This is a genomic window from Pseudomonas sp. AB6, from assembly GCF_034314105.1.
Taxonomy (GTDB): Bacteria; Pseudomonadota; Gammaproteobacteria; order Pseudomonadales; family Pseudomonadaceae; genus Aquipseudomonas.
Window position 1 is genome coordinate 1,093,925 of record NZ_JAVIWJ010000001.1, and the last position, 18,576, is coordinate 1,112,500.

Genomic DNA, 18,576 nt, shown 5'->3' on the forward strand with positions numbered 1-18,576 from the left:
ATCCCACATTGGGATGTCGGTGTTTCACGGCTTACCGACCAACCCCAACCACTGCGTAAACAACCGCACCTTCGACAATTCCTGCTTATCATTCGCCACATCCAGCCAATACCCATAAGGCCCGAGCACTTCCACCGCAGTGATCGGCAACAGGCTGCCATTCGCCAACTCCTTTTCAATCATCTGCCGGTCAATCACCGCCAATCCACCACCGGCCAGTGCCGTGTGAATCACTTGGTCCAGCGTGCTGAATTCCAGCCCTTGCCCGGCCTCTACATCTTCGCGGCCCATCACCGCCAACCAGTTCTCCCACACCTTCAAGCGCTTGCCGTTATGCAGGATGTGCAGCAGCGGGAACTGTCGCAGATCTGGCGGCTGGCCGTTGACGAACAACTCCGGGCTGGCCACCGCCATGTGCCGTTCCATCACCAGCAACTGACTGCTGCAATGGTTGGCCGCATCGAGGCCGAAACGAATGTGGCAGTCGATTTCCGCGAGGCTGTCGTAGCCGTTCTGATGGGTCACGCTGAGGCTGATGTCCGGGTAGCGTTGGCAGAATGTGCGCAGGTGCGCCGACAACCAGCGCGTGGCCCAAGTCGGTGGTGCGACGATGCGCAGGTGTTGGCGCAGGTTGGGCACACGCACCGCTTGCAGGGCGCGTTCGACGTGGTCGAACGCATCGCTCAATTGCGGGGAGAGGGCGAGGCCGGTTTCGGTCAGCGACAGGCCTCGGGGTGTGCGGATGAATAGCGTCACACCGAGATAATCCTCAAGCTGCTTGATCTGACGGCTGACCGCGCCTTGGGTGACGTTCAACCCCAAAGCCGCCTGGCTGAAACTGCGATGCCGTGCGACTTCTTCAAAGACGCGCAGCATGTTGAGCGAAGGCAGTTGACGCATGAAAGGGTGACTCCGGACCTGATACCGACGCCGGGAAACGTCGGGCAGGCTTATTGTTTTTGTTGAGGGTTTTGTAGGGCGTATCTGACACCTCTGGCACAGGCTGATGCAAGTGCTGTTTGGGCTGACGTTTTCGCGAGCAAGTCCGCTCCCACCGGTTATGCGCTAAACCTGCGGGAGCGGGCTTGCGTGCGAAGAGACCTCGAGAACCTCCAAAATAATCGGGATCAGAAGTAATACCCAATGTTCGTGTACAGCTGATTCTCCCACTGGTTACTACCCCCGGCCCCCAGGCTTTGGGTGTAACTGCTGCCACCGATGTACGGATCGTTCTTGCCGTACAACCATTCTGTCGCGATCCACAGTTTGCTGAAGGAAAACGAGGTTCCCAGGATCAATCGCTGCGACGTCTTGAACGCGTCGGCGGATTTGTCGAAGGCGCTGTAGTTGGCGTACAGCTTCACGCCGCTGATCTGGTCGAACAGGTATTTGCCGTCGACGTCGTAGCTCAGGTCGGCGACGTACAAATTGCCGCGACTGGCGACGTTGTAAGTGCCGTCGTAACCGCCGAGAGTGACCACCTCATCAGTGCCGGCGTTGCGTGGCGACATTTGCTGGCGTGCCGCTTGCAGTTGTACGCCCCACGGGCCGTTTTTGCCGATGTAGTGCACGGCCACGGCGTTGCGCCGGCCATTGTTGTCGGTATCACGGTTTTCCAGGGTGGAGGTCAGACCGGAGAGCCCGACTTCGGATTTCCATGGCCCCAAGTCCAGCACCTTGGCCACGCGCAGCACCACGGTGTTGCGTTCCTGATTGTTGCTGCCGTCAGTGACATAACTGTCGGCTTTGGACACGACGCTGGAGTAGGTATCGCCATTGCTGGTGCCTTTGCCTTGCCACGCCGGGCGCAGGTAGTAACCGGCCTGGATGTTCCAGTCGCCGCTTTGCTGAATGTACTTGGCGCCGATTTGTTCCACGTCTTCCAAGCCGACCACGTTGCCCAGGGTTTCGTAGAAGGTGCTGCCGAAGTACGGCTGCAAACCGAACGGCACCTGGTTCAGGCCGACCTGGACTTGCTGGTCGGGGTTGAATTTGTAGCCGACCCACGCCGATTCGGCGAACTGCACGTCACCGACATTATTCGTGTACTGGTAAGGGTAGGCCCGCCCATAGAAACGGTACTTGGCCGCGCCGATCCAAGTGTTGGAGTTGTACTTGGCGGTGATGAACGCGGTGTCGAAGTTAAACTTCTGGATGTCGCGATCCGGGTCATAGTCCCAGCGCGCTCGGACGGCGCCGCCGAGGTCGAGGTTTTCAGTGATTTGAATCGCCATGGCCGGCGCCGCGAAGGCACCGAGCAGTGGAATGAGAGCGATGGAACGGACCGCAATCTGGGTAGTTGTGCGCACAGTAATACTCCTGTTTTTTTAGTTATCGTTGGTAACAGCAGCCCATGGCGCAGCGAACGCCGCTACCTGGGAAAAGGATTGTTGAATCAGTTGGTTTGCGGTCGGATCAGCCTCAGCGTTGGTTCGATGGCAGACACCTCCGGGATCGCCGAAGCACCGGGTGCCGCCGCGAGCAAGGTCTGGGTGTAGGTATTTTGCGGTCGCAACAACACCTGTTCCGCCGTGCCGTATTCCACCACTTCGCCCTGGCGCATCACCGCGATGTAGTCACTGATCTGCGCCGCCACGCGCAGGTCGTGGGTGATGAACAAAATGCTCAGGTTGAGGCGTTGTTGCAGCTCGGCGAGCAGCTCCAGCACCTGCTTTTGCACCGAGACATCCAGCGCCGAGACGCTTTCATCGGCGATTAACACTTCCGGGCGCATCGCAAGGGCGCGGGCGATGCCGATGCGCTGGCGCTGGCCGCCGGAGAACTGCCGAGGCTTGCGCTTGAGCGCATCACGTTTGAGCCCGACCTGTTCCAGCAAGTCACCGGCCTCGGTCCACGCATCCTTGGCGGACAACCCGCGCAGTTGGGCCGCGCGAGCGATGATGTCGCCGACCCGATGCCGTGGATTGAGCGAGCCGTAAGGGTCCTGGAATATCATCTGAATCCGCCGCCGATTGGCCGCCAACGCAGAACCGCGCAACGCGAGGAAATCGGTGTCACCGACCCATACGTGTCCGCTGTCGCTTTCCACCAGCCGAATCGCCGCTTTCACCAGGGTGCTTTTGCCCGAGCCAGACTCGCCAACAATCGCCAACGTCTTGCCCCGTGGCAGTTGCAGCGAGACATCCTTGAGCGCCGGGATCAACTGGCCACCGACGTTGTAGGTTTTGGTCAGGTGCTCGATGCGCAATGCCAACTCACCGTCCGCGCACGGTGCGTGCAACTCTGGGTGCAGGGCCGGAACAGCGGCAATCAACTTGCGGGTGTACGGGTGTTTCGGCGCATTCAGCACTTGATCGCGCTCACCGATTTCCACCAGCACACCGCCCTCCATCACCGCGATGCGGTCAGCGATTTGCGCCACTACGCCGAAGTCGTGGGTGATGAACAGAATGCCGTGCTGACCACGACCGCGCAGGTCGCTGACCAGTTTCAGCACCTGGGCCTGTGTGGTCACATCCAGCGCAGTAGTCGGTTCGTCGGCAATCAGCAAGTCCGGGTTCATCGCCAGCGCCATGGCAATCACCACTCGTTGACATTGGCCGCCCGAGAGTTGATGCGGGAAGCTGTTGGCGATCCGTGGCGGGTCGGGCAATTGGGTGGAGTCAAGCAGGACGAGCATGCGTTCGCGGCGCTCCATGGCGGGCATCTGCGGCGCGTGAATGTCGAAAATTTCCTCGACCTGCTGACCAATGCGGATCGCCGGGTTGAGCGCCGCCATCGGCTCCTGGAAAATCATGGCAATGCGGTTGCCGCGCAACCGGCGCAGGGAGTGTTCGTCCATGCGGCAGATGTCGTTACCGAGGAAATCGATCACCCCTTCGCTGTGGCGCAGGCCCTTGGCGTAGTCGCCCATGATCGCGGCCGAGAGCACCGATTTACCGGAGCCGGACTCGCCGATCACACAAAGAATTTCACCTTTGCGTACGTCGAGGCTGATGCCTTTTACGGCATGGCTACGGTCGGCGCCAGCGGGCAGTTCGATGGAGAGGTTCTCTACGCGCAGTACTTGCAGTTGACTCATGCTCAACTCCTTGTGCCTTTCTGGGCGTGTTCGTCCAGACCGTCCGCCAACAGGCTCAGGCCCAGCATCAGGGTGGAGATAGCAATGCACGGGAAGATCACCAAGTGCGGGAAGGCGATGGCCATGCTGCGGCCTTCGTTGATCATGCCGCCCCAGTCCGGAGTCGGCGGTGGCAGCCCGAGGCCGAGGAAGCCAAGGGCGCCGATCATGATTGCGGTGTAACCGATGCGCAGGCAGAAATCGACGATCAGCGGGCCGCCGCAGTTGGGCAGGATTTCCACCAGCATGATTCGTAGCGAGCCTTCACCCTGAGTAATGGCACTGAGCACGTAGTCTCGGGAGCGGATGTCGATGGTCAGTGCCCGCATGATCCGGAAGATTGCCGGGGCGCTGGTGAAGGTCACTGCAATCAGGATATTCAGCGCTGAGGCGCCGAGGGCGATGATGATCACGATGTACAACACCAGCACCGGGAACGACAGGACAGTGTCGGCGACGTAAGACAGCAGCGCATCGACCCAGCCATTGAAGTAACCGGCGCACAGGCCCATTGCGATGCCGACGCCGAACGCGGTAAGGGTCGCCAAAATCGACCAGAACAACACGGTGCGCGTGCCCCAGATCAGCCGCGACAGAATGTCCCGACCCATCATGTCGGTGCCCAGCAGGAAGCGCAGGCCGTCGCTATCCGGAGTCATCGGCGTCAGCAGCGGGGTGAAGCTTTCCAGTGGGTCGTGGGGCGCCAGCCACGGCGCGAACAGCGCCATCAGCACCCAGCCGCCGACCAGCAGCAAACCGAGCAATGCCAAGGGATGTTTGAACGCTTTGAGAAAGTTCATTCGCCACCTCCGGCAAGACTGCGCAACGTTATGCGCGGGTTGAGCCAGGTGTAGGCCAGGTCAGAGAAGATTTTGGTCGCGCCGACCACGATGCCGCTGATCATCGCGCAGGCTTCGATCAGGTAGACGTCATGGTTCAGCGAAGCGGTATATAGCAGTGAGCCGAAACCTTTGTAGGCGAAGAACACCTCGACCACGATCACGTTCGACAGCAGCCACGGGATGTACAGCATGATGACGGTGATCGGCGCGATCAGCACGTTGCGCAACGCATGGCGCAGCACGATCCGCGAAGTGGACGCGCCTTTGAGGCGTGCAGTACGGATGTAAGGCGCTTGCATCACTTCGACCATCGAGGCCCGAGTGATCCGCGCCAGATAACCTATGCCGAACAGGCACAGCACCATCAGCGGCAACGCCAGTTCCCTTGGGTTGAAGCCGTCGCTCATGCTGCTCACGCCCGGCAGCCAGTTGAGCCAGAACACGAAGATCGCCGAGACGAACACCGCACTGGCGAAGTCCGGGATCGAGGTGGTGACGATCGATAGAAACGACACCAACCGATCCACTGCCGAGCCCTGACGAATTCCGGCCAGGATGCCGAGTGTCAATGCCACCGGCACCATCACCGCCAACGCCAGGCCCGCAAGGATCAGGGTGTGCCCGAGGTTCGGCAGCAGCAGGTCAATCACCGGCTCCCGAAAGTGCACCGAGGTGCCCCAGTCGCCTTGGAGGAAATCCTTCAGCCACACCAGATAGCGCCAGACGAAGGGTTGGTTGTAACCGTGTTCCACCAGCCACGCGGCGCGTTGGTCGGCGGCGGAGTAGGGGCCGAGGACGTTGATCGCGACGTCCTCGATGTTTAGTTCCAGGGCCAGGAACACGATCACTGACACCGACAGCAAGGTTGCCGCCAGCGCCAATATCTTGCGCAATAGAAATTCAGCCATGCTTGCACGCTCCGGCTAATCAAGAGATAGCGGCCCGCCGCATCTGAGTGGGCGGGGTCGTTGGCGGCGCGTGAATCAGGCGCTCAACCAGACTTGATCCATTGGGTAGAAGTCTGACGGGTGAACCTGAAACCCCTGGACCTTCTTGCTCGCGGCAGTGAACTTGTCGCCCCAGAACGGCTGGACCATGACGCAGGCGTCTTGCAGGATCTGCTCGACGCTTTGCATCGCCACCGCCCGTTGTTGCGGGTCGATGATGCCCATGGCTTTATCCAGCGCGGCGTCGAACGCCGGGTCGCTGAAATGGCTTTCGTTCCAGGCTGCGCCGCTGCGGTAGGCCAGTTCCAGCGACATCACGCCGAGCGGGCGATGCGCCCAGTAGGTCAGGCTGAACGCGGCTTTGTCCCAGATCGGCCAGTATTGAGTGGCCGGGATCACCTTAAGGTTGATGCGGATGCCGGCCTCGGCGCAGTTTTGCTGCAGGATCTGTGCGCAATCCTGTTCGTAGCGACCCTGGGTGTTGCCGACGATCAGGTCGATGTCGATACCGTTCGTATGACCGGCTTCAGCGAGGAGTTTTTTCGCTCCAGCCACGTCACGAGCGCGTTTAGGCAGCGGAAAGTATTCTGGGTGCGACGGGGCAACATGGTGGTCTTCGCCCAGGGTGCCCATGCCGCGATAGGCGATTTTGAGCATCTGAGCGTTGTCGGCGCAGAGCACCACCGCTTTGCGAATCCGCACGTCATCGAATGGCTTCTGGTCGCAAGCCATGCGCATCACGATGGTTTGCGCCGATTTACAGGTCAGCAACTGCGCGCCCGGCAAGCGTTTGGCCAGGTCGAGCTCGGCCACGGTCACCCGGTACAACACGTCCACTTGCCCGGCCTGCAATGCGGCGAGGTGGGTGGAGATGTCGGTGCCCATGTCGACGTAGCGCAACTCGTCGAGGTTGGCCGATTTGCGCCAGTAATCGGCACGCTTGGCGAAGGTCGCCTGCTTGTTGACCGCAAACGACACCAGTTTGAACGGCCCGGTGCCCAGCGGATTTTTCGCCCAATCGTCACCTGCCTTGAAGCTACGGTGAACGATGGCGCAAGTGAAGGCGTTGAGCATCTCCGGGATCGCCAGCATCGGCCGCTTCAACACCAGACGGAACTGGAAGTCGCCGACTTTTTCGAAGGCAGTGATGTTCTGGAACGCGGTGCGGTTGACCGACTTGGAATCGGCGGCAATCCAGCGCTCGATGTTGTGCTGCACGTCCTCGACGTTGAAGCTGTCGCCGTTGCTCCACTTCACGTCCTGGCGCAAGTTGAAGGTCCATATCTTGAGGTCTGCGGACGGGCTCCAGCTCTCGGCCAGGTACGGGTGAGTGATGTTATCGGCATCGACCCAGGTCAGGAATTCCAGGGAGTTGCGCAGCAGGTTCGACGCTTCGATCCAGGTGATCAGCATAGGGTCCTGGATTTCCTGGATGGCGCAGGCAAACCGCAGGCTACCGCCCTGGCGCGGCGTCACCGCATCGGCGGCGTGGGCTGAATTACCGAGCAGCGCGGAGCCGAGAAAGGTGCTGGCGCTGGCGACAGTGATGCCTAGCAGCGCGGCAGTGCGCAGGAACTGGCGACGATTGACCTCGCCCTTTTTGACTTGGGTGCACAGGTCGTTTACCGCTGGATGCGGCAGGGCGCCGTCCAGTGTCATTAAGTCTTTCATATGCCTCTCCGATAACGTGCAAAAGTGCGTTTTTCGACTGGCCGCAGAGGGGGCGAGCGGCAGACGCGGTCGGTTTTCGATGAACCGAAACTGTCAGTGGCAAGCACCGCGAAGGCGCAGGCGTGCCGGGCGTGAAGCCGGCAGCAGAACGAGGCGCAACGAAATCAGGAGGACGGAGGCGGGGTAGGACATAGGGCTGCTCTCATGTTGTTTTTATTAGAGATGCCCGCAGTTTTGTCATCTGGGCGAAGATCGACAAACGATAAATTCAACGCTTAAACGTTCGATAAACGCATGTTACTGACCGTAAGGGAGGCTGCCGCTTGAGCTAGACAGGCCGGACGGATGAAAGCGCGGGTACGAAACACTGTGCGGTGGCCACAAATGCCCCTTGTTCCAGGTGGAAACAAGGGGGAAACGGACGGTGTCGAAGAGGTAACGGCGCCGTTCGGGGCAATGCAACGCGGCATCAGGCGTGGATTGAACGGGTAGTCGGAAACCTTGAGCATTTCCAAGTTGGTCTGCACTTGCTCGTAAGCCAGCTTGTAAAGCTCCTGTTGTTCGGCAGTGGCGGCTTGTTCGCCGAAGGAAGGTTCGCGAAAAGTCCGTGTAGTAGCCGAAACGCCCGACCACGTCGGTGCAGGTGCGACCCCAGTTCGATTTCGCTGATTCCGGGCTTTTCGGGGCAGGCGAAGATTCGCGGTGTTGACAGGGTGGGGCGACCGCATCGAAATCGCACCGCACAACACAAAAATGCATGTTACTCAGGAAATTTCCCACAAGCCGTGGGATGCTTGGCACTCGTCAGCCCCTGCGCGAGTACTGTTCATGAAACGCAAAATGCCCGCGCTCAATGCGCTCAAAGCCTTCGAAGTGGCTGGCAGCACCGGCAGCTTTACCCGGGCGGCGGAGTTGCTTAATGTCACCCAAAGTGCGGTCAGCCGCCAAGTGCGTCAGCTCGAAGAACAGCTCGGCGAGAACCTGCTGGAGCGTCGGCATCATCACCTCGAACTGACCAGCGCCGGCCGGGTTTTGCTGCGGGCGCTGCATCAATCCTTCGACAAAATCGAGCTGACGGTGCGCAGTATTCAGCAGAAATCCCACGCCAATCGCCTGCACATCAATGCGCCGCCGACCTTCACCAGTCGCTGGTTGATGCCGCGCCTCGGACGGCTGCGGGAGAAGCATCCTGAATTAGAGCTGAGCATCACCACGCGCTTGCAAGACAGCCTGGCGCAAACCAGTACCCTGGACTGTGCGATCCGGTTTGGCGATGGCGAGTGGGATGGCCTGGACAGCTCGCTGTTGATCCAGGAACGGCACATCGCAGTGTGCACGCCGTCCCTGTATGCAAGGGAATGGAGCGAAGGCGGGATCGACCTTAATCGTCTGACTTTGCTGCACGTGCTGGCCCGGGAAGACCAGCGTTACTTGACCTGGAAACACTGGCTCGATGCGGCGAAAATCAGCGGCGTCGATACCCAGGGCGGTTATGAATTCGACCTGCTGGACTTGGCGATTCGCGCGGCCACCGATGGGTTAGGCATCACCATTGCCGACTGGCACATGGTCGCGCCGGAATTGGCCAGCGGGCAGTTGACCCAAGTACTGAACGTGCATGTGGAAGGGCATCAATCCTATTGGCTGGTAACCCGGCCGGAGCAAACGTTGATGCCGCAATTGCAGGTGTTCAGCCAGTGGTTGCAAGAAGAAATCTGGTTGGCGCAAAGGCAGCTCGAACCCTCCACCGCCGCCAGCTAAACTCCCCCGCCCCCACAGGGATTTTGATTCGTTAAGGGGTAACCTGCCTTTTTCGAATGTTCCCGCGCTCAATAAATCGTTTGTTCAACCCCCTCAGGATGCCAAGACTGCGGGAACTGGATAAAAACAACGATGGGCGATTCACATGCGACTCGAGCGAAACTTTGTAAACGGTCACTTTATTGAGCCTGCCAGCGATGCGCTGATTGCAGTCTACAACCCGGCGACCCAAGCCTTGGTCGGTCAGGTTTCGGCCGCCACCAGCGCTGAAGCCACCGCAGCTGTTGAGGCTGCCGCCGCCGCCCAGAAGCGCTGGGGCAAGCTCACCAGCATCGAGCGCGCAGAGCACCTACGTTCATTCGCCGACGCCCTCGAAGCCTGCGCCGAAAACATCGGTTCTGCCCTCGCCGCCGAGTCCGGTAAGAGCGTGGCCGACGCCAGCAACGAAGCTCGTTACGCCGCGCAGATCACCCGTTACCACGCCGAGTGGGCGCGGCGGATCGAAGGTGAGATCATTCCCAGCGACACGCCTAACGAAAACCTGTTCCTGCACCGCGAGCCAATCGGTGTGGTCGCCTGTCTGATTCCGTTCAACTACCCGGTCTACACCTTGCTGCGTAAAATCGCCCCGGCGTTGATTGCCGGGAACACCGTGGTGGTGCGCCCGAGCAACAACACCCCGACCTCGGCGTTTGAAATCGCCAAGGCTGTGCAGCAATCCGGTTTGCCGGCTGGTGTAATCAACATCCTGACCATGGATCACGCGACCGCTGCTGCGGTGTGCACCCACAAAGCCGTCGGTTTGATCACCCTGACCGGCAGCGTCAACGCCGGGCGCATTGTGCTCGATTACTGCAAGGTCAACATCGCCAAGCCATCGCTGGAACTGGGCGGAAAAACCCCGGCGATCATCGAAGCCGACGCTGACCTTGAAGCCGCCGCCATCGCCATCGTGGCATCCAAGACCACCCACTGCGGCCAGTTGTGCACGGCGGTAGAGCGGGTTTACGTACAGGAAAGCGTCTACGAGCAATTCCTCGCGCTGCTGAAATCGAAAATCAGCGCCGTAAAATTCGGCGACCGCACCACCGACGCGAGCCTTATGGGCCCGCTGGTTAACGCCAGTTCGCAACAGAACATTCATGCCATGGTCGAGCGCGCCGTCGCCGACGGTGCTGTACTGGAAACAGGCGGTTTTATCCCGCAAGGCGCCGGTCATTTCTATCCGCCTACGCTGCTGAGCAATTGCCGCCAGGACATGGAAATCATCCAGGAAGAAATCTTCGGCCCGGTGCTGCCGGTGCTCAAGTATCACGACATCGACGAAGCGCTGGCCATGGCCAACGACCACCAGTTCGGCCTGTCGTCGGTGCTGTACACCGAGAACTACCGCACCACCATGAAAGTTGCCAACGCCATCGAGGCCGGTGAGTTGTACGTCAACAGGACTCCGGCCGACCCGTACCAGGGCTTCCACGCCGGATGGAAACGCTCTGGTCTGGGTGGTGATGACGGCAAGCACGGCATGCTCGAATTCACCCAGACCCGACTCGTGGTGATGAAGTACTGATCCACCTGCAACACGCCTCCCGCAGCACCTATAAAAATAATTATTGGCGCGCCCGGACCACCGGGCTGCCCGAGGTCTCACAGATGTCCAAGCCTGTAACCACTTTTGCCGCTGTTCAGGGTTCGAACGCGGGTGCAAAAAGCCACAGTGACAAGGGAAGTCGCTACGTCCAGTTGATGCTGTTGGTGCTGGCCGCCGGGGCGATCTACCCGATCCTGTACCTGCGGCAGGTCTACCAGACCACCATGCTTGAGGTGTTCCAAATCAACCACAGCGAGCTGGGTTATCTGTACTCGATGCTGGGGACGATTTTCTTGCTCAGCTACTTGCCGAGCGGCTGGCTGGCGGACCGGATCGCGCCACGCTTTTTGATTTTCTTTTCACTGGTGGCCACTGGAGCCCTGGGGCTCTGGTACTCCACGGCGCCGTCGATGATCGGTCTGATGATCATCTTCGGTTGCTGGGGGCTGACCACTGGCCTGACGTTCTGGGCCTCGGTGCTCAAGCGGGTGAAGATGATTGCTCACCACACTGAACAGGGCCGGTTCTTCGGTATCCTCGACGGCGGTCGCGGCCTGGTGGAAGCCTTGCTGGCGACGGTTGCTTTGGGGCTGTTCGCCTTCGCCACCGAAACCCGTGGCGAGTCTGCCGCTGAAGGCTTCAAGCACGTGGTCTACCTCTACGCCATCACCTGTATCGCCATCGGCTGTGTGCTGGTACTGATCAAAGATCCGAAGTCGATGGAAGACACCGCGCCAGTGGAGAAGGGCAAGTACAACCTGCTCAGCGACCTGGCCACGCTGGTAAAAATCCCGGAGCTGTGGCTGGTGACAGCCATTGTGTTCTGCGGTTATCACATCTTCTGGGCCACCTACAGTTTCTCCGATTACCTTCAGGGCGGCGGTATGACCGCGGTCATGGCCGGCACCATCACCACCATCAAGTTGTGGATGCGTCCGATTGGCGGGATTGGCGGCGGCTGGCTCGGTGACAAGTTCTCGAACATCTCGGTGCTGATTGTGGCGCTGTTCTTCGCGACACTGGCAATGGTCGGCCTGGTCGTGTTCCCGGCGCTCAACAGCATGGGCCTGTTGATCGGTACGGTGATCTTCATCGGCCTGATGACTTACGCGATTCGCGGCTTGTACTGGGCGATCCTCGACACCTGCAACATACCGCTGCGCATCACCGGCCTGGCCATCGGCATCGTCTCGGTGGTTGGTTACCTGCCAGACGCTTTTATTCCGTTGATCAACGGCTACCTCACCGAGCATTTCCCCGGTGCCGTTGGTTACAAGCTGTATTTCGGCTACATCGCTTTCGTCGGCCTGCTCGGGACTCTCGCGGCCCTGACCTTGCGTGCTCGTATCAGCCGTAAATCTGTGATCAAGACTTCTTTGATCAAGACTTCTTTGAATAAAACAGGTGCCTGAGATGAAAATCGTCGCCCTTGAAACCCATATCGTTGCCGTACCGCCGCCGCACATCGGCGGTATGTACTGGCTGTTCGTCAAGCTCAAGACCGATTGCGGTATTGAAGGCGTCGGCGAGATCTACGCCGCGACTTTTGGCCCCAAAGCGATGCTGCCGATCATCGAAGACGTGTTCGAACGCTACTTGCTGAATCACGACCCGCACCACATCGAACGCTTTTTCCGTCAGGCCTATTCCAGCGGTTTCACCCAGCGTCCGGACCTGACGATGATGGGGGTGGTCAGCGGCCTTGAGATGGCCTGCTGGGACATCATCGGTAAAGCGGCGAATAAGCCGGTTTATGAACTGTTGGGCGGCAAGGTCAACGAGCGCCTGCGTTCCTACACCTATTTGTACCCGGTCAACAGTAAGGGCGAGTACGACTACGACGACCCGGACCTGGCTGCCGAATGTGCGATCGAGAACATGAACAAAGGTTTCACCGCCGTGAAGTTCGACCCGGCCGGGCCTTACACCGCCTACTCCGGGCACCAGATCTCGCTGGAAGTGCTAGAACGCTGCGAAACGTTCTGCCGCAAAATTCGCGAAGCGGTGGGCGACAAGTGCGACCTGCTGTTTGGCACTCACGGGCAAATGGTCCCATCGTCAGCGATTCGCCTGGCCAAGCGCCTGGAGAAGTACGACCCGCTGTGGTTCGAAGAACCGGTGCCGCCGGGTCAGGAAGACGCCATGGCGCAAGTCGCCGCCAAGACCACAATCCCGATTGCCACCGGCGAGCGTCTGACCACCAAGTACGAGTTCTTCAAGCTGTTGCAGGCTGGCGGTGCGTCGATTCTGCAGATGAACGTGGCGCGCTGCGGCGGACTGTTGGAAGCCAAGAAGATCGCAAGCATGGCCGAAGCCTATTACGCGCAAATCGCCCCGCACCTCTACAACGGGCCGATTGGTGCTGCGGCGAGTTTCCAGTTGGCGACCTGCACACCGAACTTCCTGATTCAGGAAAGCATCATGACCTGGGGTGGTTTCCATGCCGAAGTCCTGACCAAACCGTTGCAATGGGAAGACGGCTACATCATCCCCTCTACCGAGCCGGGCCTTGGGGTAGAGCTGAACATGGACGTGGTGCGCAGGCATTCGCCGTACATCGGCGAGCGTTTGCACCTGCAAATGGCGCCGACTCCGGCAGACGTCAAAGACACATCGCCGGCCAGAGGCTGACGCAAAATGGCGTAACCCCGTTCCCACAGGGTTTGCGCCTGACGGTTTATTTGGACAATGACTTAAATGACATACGACTACATCATCGCGGGCGCAGGCGCCGCGGGCTGCATCCTCGCCAACCGGCTTTCGGCCTCGGGGAAATATACGGTGTTACTGCTGGAGGCGGGCGGCAAGGACAGTTCCCTGTGGTTCAAGATCCCGGTCGGCTTCGCCAAAATGTATTACAACCCGACCTTCAACTGGATGTACTACAGCCAACCGCAAAAGCAGCTGAATAGCCGGAAAATCTATGCCCCGCGCGGCAAGGTCCAGGGCGGTTCGGGCTCGATCAACGCGATGGTCTACGTCCGTGGCCAGGCCCATGACTTCGACGACTGGGCGGCCAACGGCAATGATGGCTGGGGCTTCAAGGACGTGCTGCCGTACTTCCGCAAACTGGAAAACCATCCACTGGGCGACAGCGAATACCACGGTGGCAGCGGCCCGATCAGCATCACCCCGATGAAGGGCCAGACTCATCCGATCTGCGATGTGTTCCTCAAGGGGTGCGACGAACTCGGCTATCCGCACAGTGATGACTTCAACGGCCCGAAATTCGAAGGCTCGGGCATCTACGACGTCAACACTAAGGACGGCCAGCGCAGCTCCAGTAGTTTTGCGCATCTGCATCCAGCACTCAGCCGCCCGAACCTGACGGTCGAGCATTACGCGCTGGTGGACCGGGTGTTGTTCGAGAACGATCGGGCCAGCGGCATTTCCGTAACTCAACACGGCCTCGTCCGCACCTTTCAGGCGCGCAAGGAAGTGATCCTCTGCGCCGGTGCCGTCGACACACCGAAGATTCTGCAACTGTCCGGTGTCGCCGATAAGGCGTTGCTAGCCAGGCACCAGATTCCGCTGGTCAAGCACCTGCCGGCGGTGGGGCAGAACCTTCAGGATCACCTGTGCGCCAGTTACTACTACAAAGCTAATGTCCCGACGCTTAATGACCAGCTCAGCTCGCTGTTCGGCCAGCTCAAGCTCGGCCTCAAATACCTGCTGACCCGCAAGGGTGCCTTGGCGATGAGCGTCAATCAGGCCGGTGGTTTCTTTCGTGGCAACGAGGCGCAGGCCAACCCGAACCTGCAGCTGTACTTCAACCCGTTGTCGTACCAGATCCCGAAAAACAACAAGGCCAGCCTCAAGCCCGAGCCGTATTCCGGTTTCCTGCTGTGCTTCAACCCGTGTCGGCCGACCAGCCGCGGGCATATCGAGATCAAGTCGAAGAACCCTCGGGACGCGGCACTGATCGACCCCAATTACCTGAGCACGCAAAAGGATATCGACGAAGTGATCCAGGGCAGTCGGCTGATGCGCAAAATCATGCAGGCGCCGGCCTTGAAAAGCATCACGGTTGCGGAAGTGCTGCCCGGGCCAGTGGTCGAAAGCGACCAGCAGATGCTGCAATACTTTCGCGAAAACAGCGGTTCGATCTATCACCTGTGCGGCTCATGCGCGATGGGTGCGGATGTACAGAAGTCGGTGGTCGATAAACGGCTTAAAGTCCATGGCATCGATGGCTTGCGCATCGTCGATGCGTCAATTTTTCCCAATGTGACGAGCGGTAATATCCACGCCGCAGTACTGATGGTTGCGGAGAGGGGCGCCGACCTGATTTTGCAAGACGCCTGATTCGTTGCATATTGATCGAAAAACCTTGGGAGCCTGTTCGGAAAGCACCCACTGCGAGTCTCCCTCCAGAGATTTGCGCGGCCCGGTACTCACAGTATCGGGCTTTTTTATGTTCGTAAAATTCACATGAGTCATCGGTTTTCGTGCTCGCTTCGTCTATTGGCAGGGTGCGAAAGGACATAGTGCTGCCTCCGGCCCCTACCTCTTCGAGCTGAGCGTATTCCTCTGTTAATAGATAAGTAATCGCATCGCTTGGGGAGATGAAGTTCAAGGTAGATAGAGCGCAGAAAATCACTAGGCGACTTGAATAGCATTTCGCTAATGTGCGGCGTTACTTCGCGTAGTTTTTAGCTCAAAAAAAGCCGCGATTTCTTCGCTGAGTAGAGATTCATTAAAGTATTTACAATGTGAGATTATTAACATTTAATGATTTAAATGTAACATTTTCGCAGCTGCCTCGCTGCACCTTGGAAAGGACATTGTTATGCCAGCCTCGACTTCCGCTTTTGCCGCCTACATAGACCACACACTGCTTGCTGCCGACGCGTCGCAAGCCGCCATTCGGCACCTGTGTGAAGAGGCGATTGAGCACGGTTTTAAATCGGTGTGCGTCAATAGCGCCAACGTGCCATTGGCCGTGGAGTGTTTGCGCAATACATCGCCGTTGGTGTGCGCCGTTATCGGCTTTCCGTTGGGGGCGGGGTTGAGCGTAGCTAAAGCGTTTGAAGCCAGCGCTGCCATCGAGGCTGGCGCCAGTGAGATAGATATGGTGCTTAATGTTGGTTGGCTTAAGGATGGCTTACTGAATCAAGTGCGTGAGGACATCGCTCAAGTGTTCAACGCCTGCAAAGGGGTAACGCTCAAGGTGATTCTTGAAACCGGCCTACTCAACGAGGCAGAGAAAATTCATGCCTGTGAAATCTGTCGCGACTTAAAAGTTGGCTTCGTCAAAACCTCTACCGGCTTCGGACATGGTGGCGCCACATTGGATGACGTACTGCTGATGCGCCGGGTGGTCGGCCCGGACATTGGCGTCAAAGCATCGGGTGGTGTGAGAGATGCGGCCACCGCACAAGCCATGCTCGACGCCGGCGCAACTCGCTTGGGTACTAGCTCCGGGATTTTTATCGTCAGTAACGGCCAGGTCGCGGCGAATGCGTATTAATTTGATGTGGGCGATTGGAGAGCCCTTCTTGGTGATGCTCGTCGGCATTGGTTAGGATCTTAAAACATGCGGCAGCATCAAATTAGAGCCGGGAATTCACTCATCGCGGCAGGCGATTGCCACTTATAACGCTGACTAGAGAATTAAGCTTCGACGGCGATTTGTACTTAAGGGTATAAAACTATTGAATAAAAAAGCGAAAAGCTTTGAATGACACGTTCAGCGCCGACTTGCTAGCAATCACTAAGATGAGTACTGCCAGTTCCTGGCATGGAGCGCTGATGAGCATTCGTCCTGTGACAGACGCCCTGCGGCAGCCAAAAGCTGATAACGTCGTGATACCTCAATCAACGAGCAAACAGGGATATGGGATGACGGCTGTTGGTCGTGAGGATTCGATCAAGCACTTATTAGATGCCGCGCGTAATTGGCCGCATTCAACTGCCTGGGCGGTGTACCGAGCGGGCGAGCAGTTACATCTAGTGGGACAGGGTGATGCACGCGCGCAGTGGCCATCCATTATTGCCAACGAGGCGTTCGAGAATTTCTGCGCAGGGCGATTGTATTGCTGGCCGACTGGGTCGGGGGAAAGTGTTTTGGGTTGGCTGTTGGCGCCGCTGGATGACGCTGACGAGCCGGAACTTGCCGATTTCGCATTGCGCTTGGGCCGTCAGGTGCAAACGGACACGTTAGCACGCGCTCAGATCACTCAACGCGTTCTGTATGAAATTACCTACCTTGCTAGCTCTACCCGCGACCGATCAGTATTCCTGGTGGGTATTCACCAACTTCTTGCGACGCTGATTGATGCGGAAAATTTCTACCTCGCGCTCTATGATCCGCACACGGGCAAGATTGCGTACCCGTATTACGTCGACATTATTGATGTTGATGCTTTGGAATCCGAGAACTACGAATATCTGGATCCCACGCACCTTTCGATGACCGGGCAAGTACTCACGTCGGGTCAGCCGCTGCTGGTTGATGCCGCCGAGATCCGAGCTGCACAGGCCGAGGGTCGTTTTTTCTGCGTAGGTGATCGTCCTCAGTTCTGGATGGGGGCACCGCTTAAAAACGCCTCCGACGAAGTGTTCGGTATGTTGGCGATGCAGGTATATGACGTGTCTCGCATTTACAGTGCGGAAGACCGAGCGTTGTTTTTGGTAGTGGCACGTCATGTCGCAATGGCGCTCGACCGGCTTTTGCATCGAGCGGACCTTGAAGAGACAGTCATGCGCAGGACACTGGAGCTCTCGGCGCTCAATGATGCACTGCGCCAAGAAGTTGCCGACAGGGAACGTGCCGAGCACCTACAGAACGTATTGTTCCAGATTGCTGAACTGTCCAGCCGCCCTGGCGATATGGCTGAGTTGTTTCGGAGTTTGCATGGAATCGTCGGTGATTTACTGTTTGCGAAAAATTTCTACATCGCGCTATTTGACGAAGCTACCTCAGAGGTCACCTTTCCTTACTACGTCGATGAGCAGCTTGGCGGGCGTCCGTTTGCGCGCCGTGGCCAGCGAGGGTTTACGGAGTATGTAATTCGCCAACGGCAGCCTTGTCTGATCGACGCCGCAGAGGCATCGCGCTTGAAGGATAGGGGTGAAATCGATATTTTCAGTGATGCTGCCCTATCTCAATCTTGGCTCGGCGTGCCGTTATTCGAAAATGATGTGGTTCGTGGCGTGTTGGTGGTGCAGAGCTACAGCACCCAGTTCAGTTACTCTATGCGTGATCAAGAATTACTGACTTTTGTGTCACGGCACATCGACACCGCATTGTCCCGACGCAGTGCCGCAGATGCGATTCACACGGCCAATCTAAAACTTGAAGCCCGGGTTCAGGATCGTACCCGTGAACTTGATAATGCGAATGCCAAGTTGCAGCACGAGAACTCCCATGACGGATTAACCGGCCTTCCAAATCGGACCTACCTGCAACAGAGTCTAGACGCCGCTTGGGTGCGTTTTGGCAAGAATGGCCGACCTTTAGCGGTAATGTTTATCGATTTGGACCGTTTCAAAGTCGTCAACGATAGCTTGGGCCATCATTTTGGTGATTTGCTGCTGTGTGAGGCTTCCTATCGTTTGCGCGGCTGTTTGCGCGAATCCGACTTACTGGCGCGATTGGGCGGAGATGAGTTTGCGGTCATGGCACCTGAAGCTCCGCTTGAAGTAGTAATCGATATTGCGGAGCGTATTCTGGCTGCGTTC

Annotated in this window: 13 protein-coding genes (1 of these 13 running past the window's edge); 7 read left to right on the forward strand and 6 right to left on the reverse strand. The window is 58.3% G+C overall.

Going from position 1 to position 18,576, the window contains the following annotated elements:
• Window positions 1-24 precede the first annotated feature (24 nt).
• From RGW60_RS05405 to RGW60_RS05430, 6 genes are all read right to left on the reverse strand, one after another.
• The gene (locus RGW60_RS05405) at window positions 25-900 is read right to left on the reverse strand and encodes a LysR substrate-binding domain-containing protein (RefSeq protein WP_322202850.1); all 876 of its coding nucleotides are present in this window, start codon (window positions 898-900) and stop codon (window positions 25-27) included.
• A gap of 227 nt (window positions 901-1,127) precedes the next feature.
• Entirely contained in the window at window positions 1,128-2,234 is a 1,107-nt protein-coding gene (locus RGW60_RS05410) for a hypothetical protein (RefSeq protein ID WP_322206849.1), read from the reverse strand.
• Window positions 2,235-2,395: 161 nt separating this feature from the next.
• Window positions 2,396-4,042, reverse strand: a complete 1,647-nt coding sequence (locus tag RGW60_RS05415) for an ABC transporter ATP-binding protein (protein WP_322202852.1) — start codon at window positions 4,040-4,042, stop codon at window positions 2,396-2,398.
• 2 nt (window positions 4,043-4,044) lie between these two features.
• On the reverse strand, window positions 4,045-4,881 hold the full coding sequence (locus RGW60_RS05420; RefSeq protein WP_322202854.1) for an ABC transporter permease: 837 nt from the start codon (window positions 4,879-4,881) through the stop codon (window positions 4,045-4,047).
• The gene (locus RGW60_RS05425; protein ID WP_322202856.1) at window positions 4,878-5,831 is read right to left on the reverse strand and encodes an ABC transporter permease; all 954 of its coding nucleotides are present in this window, start codon (window positions 5,829-5,831) and stop codon (window positions 4,878-4,880) included. The genes RGW60_RS05420 and RGW60_RS05425 overlap by 4 nt, the downstream gene beginning before the upstream one ends.
• Window positions 5,832-5,906: 75 nt before the next feature.
• Complete coding sequence (locus RGW60_RS05430; RefSeq protein ID WP_322202858.1) at window positions 5,907-7,541, reverse strand: ABC transporter substrate-binding protein; 1,635 nt, start codon at window positions 7,539-7,541, stop codon at window positions 5,907-5,909.
• Window positions 7,542-8,369: 828 nt separating this feature from the next.
• Here RGW60_RS05430 and RGW60_RS05435 point away from each other — a divergent pair.
• The 7 genes from RGW60_RS05435 to RGW60_RS05465 all read left to right on the forward strand — a co-directional run.
• On the forward strand, window positions 8,370-9,302 hold the full coding sequence (locus tag RGW60_RS05435; RefSeq protein WP_322202860.1) for a LysR substrate-binding domain-containing protein: 933 nt from the start codon (window positions 8,370-8,372) through the stop codon (window positions 9,300-9,302).
• Between the two features lie 145 nt (window positions 9,303-9,447).
• Window positions 9,448-10,872, forward strand: coding sequence for an aldehyde dehydrogenase (aldA, locus tag RGW60_RS05440; protein WP_322202862.1), 1,425 nt, complete (start codon window positions 9,448-9,450; stop codon window positions 10,870-10,872).
• An 83-nt stretch (window positions 10,873-10,955) separates the two neighbouring features.
• A complete protein-coding gene (locus tag RGW60_RS05445; protein ID WP_322202864.1) occupies window positions 10,956-12,305 on the forward strand; it encodes an MFS transporter in 1,350 nt (449 codons plus the stop codon).
• A 1-nt stretch (window position 12,306) separates the two neighbouring features.
• Window positions 12,307-13,524 carry a mandelate racemase/muconate lactonizing enzyme family protein gene (locus RGW60_RS05450; protein WP_322202866.1) on the forward strand — a complete coding sequence of 406 codons (1,218 nt, stop codon included), beginning with the start codon at window positions 12,307-12,309 and terminating at the stop codon, window positions 13,522-13,524.
• Between the two features lie 66 nt (window positions 13,525-13,590).
• Window positions 13,591-15,198: a GMC family oxidoreductase gene (locus RGW60_RS05455; protein ID WP_322202868.1), complete on the forward strand. Its 1,608-nt coding sequence runs from the start codon at window positions 13,591-13,593 to the stop codon at window positions 15,196-15,198.
• Between the two features lie 484 nt (window positions 15,199-15,682).
• A complete protein-coding gene (deoC, locus tag RGW60_RS05460; RefSeq protein WP_322202870.1) occupies window positions 15,683-16,363 on the forward strand; it encodes a deoxyribose-phosphate aldolase in 681 nt (226 codons plus the stop codon).
• Window positions 16,364-16,644: 281 nt separating this feature from the next.
• Window positions 16,645-18,576, forward strand: the 5' portion of a protein-coding gene (locus RGW60_RS05465; protein ID WP_322202872.1) for an EAL domain-containing protein. Its footprint extends 999 nt past the window's final position; only the first 1,932 of its 2,931 coding nucleotides appear in the window; its start codon is at window positions 16,645-16,647; the stop codon falls past the right edge of the window.

Bases quoted from the DNA above. Each gene is read 5' to 3' on its own strand.
- RGW60_RS05405 (WP_322202850.1), bottom strand. From the start codon at position 900: ATGCGTCAACTGCCTTCGCTCAACATGCTGCGCGTCTTTGAAGAAGTC.
- RGW60_RS05410 (WP_322206849.1), bottom strand. From the start codon at position 2,234: ATGGCGATTCAAATCACTGAAAACCTCGACCTCGGCGGCGCCGTCCGA.
- RGW60_RS05415 (WP_322202852.1), bottom strand. From the start codon at position 4,042: ATGAGTCAACTGCAAGTACTGCGCGTAGAGAACCTCTCCATCGAACTG.
- RGW60_RS05420 (WP_322202854.1), bottom strand. From the start codon at position 4,881: ATGAACTTTCTCAAAGCGTTCAAACATCCCTTGGCATTGCTCGGTTTG.
- RGW60_RS05425 (WP_322202856.1), bottom strand. From the start codon at position 5,831: ATGGCTGAATTTCTATTGCGCAAGATATTGGCGCTGGCGGCAACCTTG.
- RGW60_RS05430 (WP_322202858.1), bottom strand. From the start codon at position 7,541: ATGAAAGACTTAATGACACTGGACGGCGCCCTGCCGCATCCAGCGGTA.
- RGW60_RS05435 (WP_322202860.1), top strand. From the start codon at position 8,370: ATGAAACGCAAAATGCCCGCGCTCAATGCGCTCAAAGCCTTCGAAGTG.
- aldA (WP_322202862.1), top strand. From the start codon at position 9,448: ATGCGACTCGAGCGAAACTTTGTAAACGGTCACTTTATTGAGCCTGCC.
- RGW60_RS05445 (WP_322202864.1), top strand. From the start codon at position 10,956: ATGTCCAAGCCTGTAACCACTTTTGCCGCTGTTCAGGGTTCGAACGCG.
- RGW60_RS05450 (WP_322202866.1), top strand. From the start codon at position 12,307: ATGAAAATCGTCGCCCTTGAAACCCATATCGTTGCCGTACCGCCGCCG.
- RGW60_RS05455 (WP_322202868.1), top strand. From the start codon at position 13,591: ATGACATACGACTACATCATCGCGGGCGCAGGCGCCGCGGGCTGCATC.
- deoC (WP_322202870.1), top strand. From the start codon at position 15,683: ATGCCAGCCTCGACTTCCGCTTTTGCCGCCTACATAGACCACACACTG.